6 protein-coding genes are annotated in these 4,071 nt (G+C 41.6%); 1 reads left to right on the top strand and 5 read right to left on the bottom strand.

What is annotated here, in order from left to right:
* On the bottom strand, nt 1–97 hold a 97-nt coding region (locus ACTTJ8_RS11455), incomplete at its 3' end, for an AAA family ATPase (protein WP_442721261.1).
* A gap of 67 nt (nt 98–164) precedes the next feature.
* Nucleotides 165–422, bottom strand: a complete 258-nt coding sequence (locus ACTTJ8_RS11450) for a hypothetical protein (RefSeq protein ID WP_442719788.1) — start codon at nt 420–422, stop codon at nt 165–167.
* A 191-nt stretch (nt 423–613) separates the two neighbouring features.
* Here ACTTJ8_RS11450 and ACTTJ8_RS11445 point away from each other — a divergent pair, with 191 nt between their 5' ends.
* On the top strand, nt 614–1,066 hold the full coding sequence (locus ACTTJ8_RS11445; protein WP_442719789.1) for a hypothetical protein: 453 nt from the start codon (nt 614–616) through the stop codon (nt 1,064–1,066).
* A gap of 240 nt (nt 1,067–1,306) precedes the next feature.
* On the opposite strand, the gene holA is transcribed toward ACTTJ8_RS11445, so the two are convergent.
* From holA to hprK, 3 genes are all read right to left on the bottom strand, one after another.
* Nucleotides 1,307–2,314, bottom strand: a complete 1,008-nt coding sequence (gene holA / locus ACTTJ8_RS11440) for a DNA polymerase III subunit delta (protein ID WP_442719790.1) — start codon at nt 2,312–2,314, stop codon at nt 1,307–1,309.
* Nucleotides 2,315–2,323: 9 nt separating this feature from the next.
* Nucleotides 2,324–2,590 carry an HPr family phosphocarrier protein gene (locus tag ACTTJ8_RS11435; protein ID WP_442719791.1) on the bottom strand — a complete coding sequence of 89 codons (267 nt, stop codon included), beginning with the start codon at nt 2,588–2,590 and terminating at the stop codon, nt 2,324–2,326.
* Between the two features lie 194 nt (nt 2,591–2,784).
* Nucleotides 2,785–3,774, bottom strand: a complete 990-nt coding sequence (hprK, locus tag ACTTJ8_RS11430; protein WP_442719792.1) for an HPr(Ser) kinase/phosphatase — start codon at nt 3,772–3,774, stop codon at nt 2,785–2,787.
* Nucleotides 3,775–4,071: the final 297 nt, after the last annotated feature.

The raw sequence follows: 4,071 nt of genomic DNA, 5'->3' as shown, positions 1-4,071 counted from the left end.
GAAAAAGGTATGCTGTTTTATCCACATAAAGAAACCCTTTTTCCCGTAAATCTTTAAAACTTTGCACGCCGAGCGGCAGTTTACGTGGTAAATTCATAGCGGTAGTATAGCATGGTTATCATCTTTTGCAAATATACGGCATATCTACCGTCAGGGATTCCGCATTATAACGACTGCAATACTCTATCGAGGCAATAGCAATCATCTCGTTTGTTGCATAGGTGCTGCTTATGGAGAAGCGGCATTTCTTTTGCTTTTACAATATTCGAGAAATCAACCGATCCCAGAATATTCAAGACAATTTTTCGTAAAACGCTTAAGTTCGCTGCCGCATTGTCTTTCCGCACCAAACAATAATCCTCATAGAGAATTGCATCGAGAACCCAGTGGAGGTTATTTTCTATCCCCCAATGCGCCCTCATTGCGAAAGCTGCCTTTTGTACATCTTTCCCCTAAGAACATTTTACCGCCATTTATACCATGTAAGCTACTATTTTTTTTGACACTATTTATAATGCGGAAGCCCTGTCGACAGAGGGGTTTCTTATACCATATTTTGATGATATACTTACAATTAGCACCGAGTAGATTTATTATTAAGGAGGATAGCATTATGAGCAACCCATTAGTATTCATTTTAGAAAAAGCAGACCTTGCAGGGTTTCAAAAAGAATTGGAGAAAACGCAGCAATCAGCATTAGATATCCGTCTTGACGGTGTTAATCTTTTTACCGCGATTATTTTGTGTAATGCGCCGGTCGATACAAAATTAAAACTATTTACCGCTGTTAAACGCCAGTACCTGATAGAAACCGATGATATTCAGCAATATATCGATGAAGAACTTGAAGCAATGACACCCGGCATGAAAGAGCCGATAATCTGCAAAGCGATACCGTTTATGTGCCGGCATTTACCTTTAATGGATATCGAAACGCTATTGACCGGATTAAAACAAGAAGGCGTTGTTTTATCAAAAGAAGATAAAATAGTAATTAAAGATCACGCTGTAGCGCATAATCAATTTTCTGCAGACAGAATTAATCGTTTTTTTGAAAAATTGTAGAGCATTGTGAAACAGATGCTTATTCACCACCGCCACGGATGGCGGTGGTTCCATACAGCAGCAAGTTTTTCGATGAGAAAAACTTGCCGTTGAGCAGTGTACACGGACGTACGCTGCTCAACATCGCCACGGACGGCGGTTGTTCACACAACAGCGATGTTTTTCGATACAGTCATAATCAATATACATGAACATACATTAAAAAACAGTGTTCAAAAATCGGTAACGCATTTTAAGGGGCTATATAAGCCGTGCCGATGCTGAATAATCGGCTAAGGATTCTCCATTCCGCTTCATAATACTGTAAAGACAAGTATCAAGCAGTACTGTTGACAGCTCTTGCCCTGCTGCACGGATACGCATATCAGTTGTATTTAAAAGAGATATAATACGGTGCACAGCCTGCTCATCCCATTGACGGCTTGCCCTGCGATACTGATCTATTGCTTTTTTTGAGGTAAAACCTATTTTTTTCAAGCTAAAATCATCAAGTGCACCGTTCTGAGCTGCAAGATGCCAATCAGCTAAGCGTCTAAAACAATAGGTAAGCCCGGCAATGAGCTGTACGGGAGAGGATTCCTTGGATAAGGTGAGTTTTTGCCGGATATTGAGCGCATACTCAATATTATCCTTACTGAGTGCATCAAAGAGGGTAAAAGCTGTTTCTTCCTTATTATGTGCAAGAACTTGTTCTATACTATCAGCGGTAAGCTGAGTCCCCGGTTCAAAAAAAAGACCGATATGTGTACACGCTGTTTTCAGGGCTTCGGTATTGTTTTCAACCAGCTCTAAAAGCACTGCAATGGCTTCCGTATCAATACGGATGCGCGCCTGTGAGAAAAATCGGCGTACCCAATCCTGTTTTTTATTTTCAAAAAGCTCCCAGAATATCTTTTTTTGCTCTTTCGGCACTAAGGCTTCAATTTTTTTATCAATACTGATTTCATCAGAGATAAGCACAAGGAAAGCCCCATCAGCCTCTTTTTGTTCTACCCATTGGGTAAGGAGCTGTATATCTTCTTTCTTTTTGATTGCCTCCGCATTTCTGACAACGGCAAACCGGGCATCTGCAAACAAAGCTCCATTCCGGATAGTGTCTATGACCGTTGCAAGCGGAGTGTCGGCTGCATAGAAGAGGTGATTATCAAGTTGACCGTACTTTTTTTCTATTGTTTTGCGCAGAGCTTCAAGCGCTTCATTCCGTTCTCCCAGTTCGGGACCGGTAAAAAGCCAGAGGGGAACACTCATGAGATGCTATTAGTCTTCTTCAAATTTTGTTGCAAAAAGCTGTTCAAAGGCAGCAATCGCTTCAGCTTCGTCACTACCTTCCGCAGTAATCAGTAATTCCGTTTGATACCCTGCTGCCATGGTCATCACCCCCATAATGGAACGGGCATTAATACTAATACCTGCTTTTTCTATCATAATGGAGGACTGAAATTTATTTGCCATTTCTACGATGAGGGATGCAGGTCTTGCATGAATACCCGCACGGTTTTGTACAATAATTGTTTTTGTTATCATAGACACATCCTTAAAATCAAGTTGAAGCATCCCCCTAAAACATTTCAGTTTTACAAGATGCCCTCCATATCAATAAACCTGTTCGGAAACTGACCTTTCTGAACAGGTTACCTTGAAATACGATGTTCACGCATCGTGCTATTTGTACGATTTAGAACTCGTTGACCTATTCGAAAACGCAGTCACCGATAGGTCTAATATGTATCGTCTGCCGAATAATAGGGTACACGGCTTGGACTACTTTCCATCCAACGCAGGATGTTTTGGTTAAAGTCTTTTGCTGAAAAAAATCCGAGGCTTTTTAACCGTTCATTCATCGCAGCCGTTTCTAAGATGATCGGAATATTTCTGCCGGATTTTACAGGAATCTCTAAAAAAGGCAGCTTAACGCCAAGTAATTCTGTTGTAAGCTCTTCGGTACCGATTCTGTCATAGACTTTGTGAGAATCCCATTCTTCCAGCTTTGCAACAAGCTGAATCTGCTTGCGTTCCCGTACTGAACGGACACCATATAGCTGCATAATATTGATGATACCTAAGCCGCGTATCTCCATGTGGTGTCCGATGATCTTATTAGCGCCCCTGCCTATTAAACTATTGCCGTTGATGCAGTTAATTTCAACGACATCATCAGACACGAGCCGGTGTCCGCGTTCAATCAGCTCCAGTGCCGTTTCACTCTTACCGACACCGGAATCGCCTAAAATGAGAATACCGAGTCCATACACTTCTACTAAAACGCCGTGTATTGTCATAGCTGGTGCAAACACATTAGAAAGTACCCGCATAAGCCGAATCGAAAGTTCACTGGACGGAAGATCAGTTTGCAGTACGGGGCAATTCCGCCCTTCGGCAAGCTCTATAAAAAGAGGCGGCGGCGGAATACTATGAGAAAAGATGCAGCAAGGTATGTCATAAGTGAATATAGTTTTAATCGTTTCGGTATAATTATTGCCGAGAATTTTTTGTAAATATGCACATTCGCCTCTGCCGAAAAGCTGTACCCGCTGATAAGCGAAAGAGTCAAAGAACCCTGATAGTGCAAGCCCCGGCCGGTTCAAATCGGCAACTGTAATACTGCGTGTTAAGCCGTTCTGTCCGCATATACAGTGAAGATGAAGCGCATCATGCTCCGTCAAATCAAGATCGAGGAGGTCTAATACCGTCAGAGTTTGAGCAAGCATGGATTTAAGTATAGCGAACATGCTCTCCTTTGTAAATATGCCGCATTTTGTCTGCCAGGGATTCCGCATTATAACTATAATGAGCCAGTATAACAGAACAGAAAAAGAGAGTAATTTAAGGTGGAAAGAGTAAAGAGAATGAGGGAGAAGCAAGAAATGACTAAAACGAGACAAACATTTAGTAAGGACTTCAAAACAAAGGTAGTGCTTGAAGCGCTACGAGAAGAATCGACAATATAACAGGTCCTGTAAAAAGAATTGTGTAAATGGCTGAAAAGAATATACTCTATGAGGAGG

It is taken from the genome of Treponema sp., from assembly GCF_052169735.1.
Classification (GTDB): Bacteria; Spirochaetota; Spirochaetia; order Treponematales; family Treponemataceae; genus Treponema.
The sequence above is the reverse complement of the archived record's forward strand: the minus strand, read 5'-3'. Positions and strand labels throughout refer to the sequence as shown.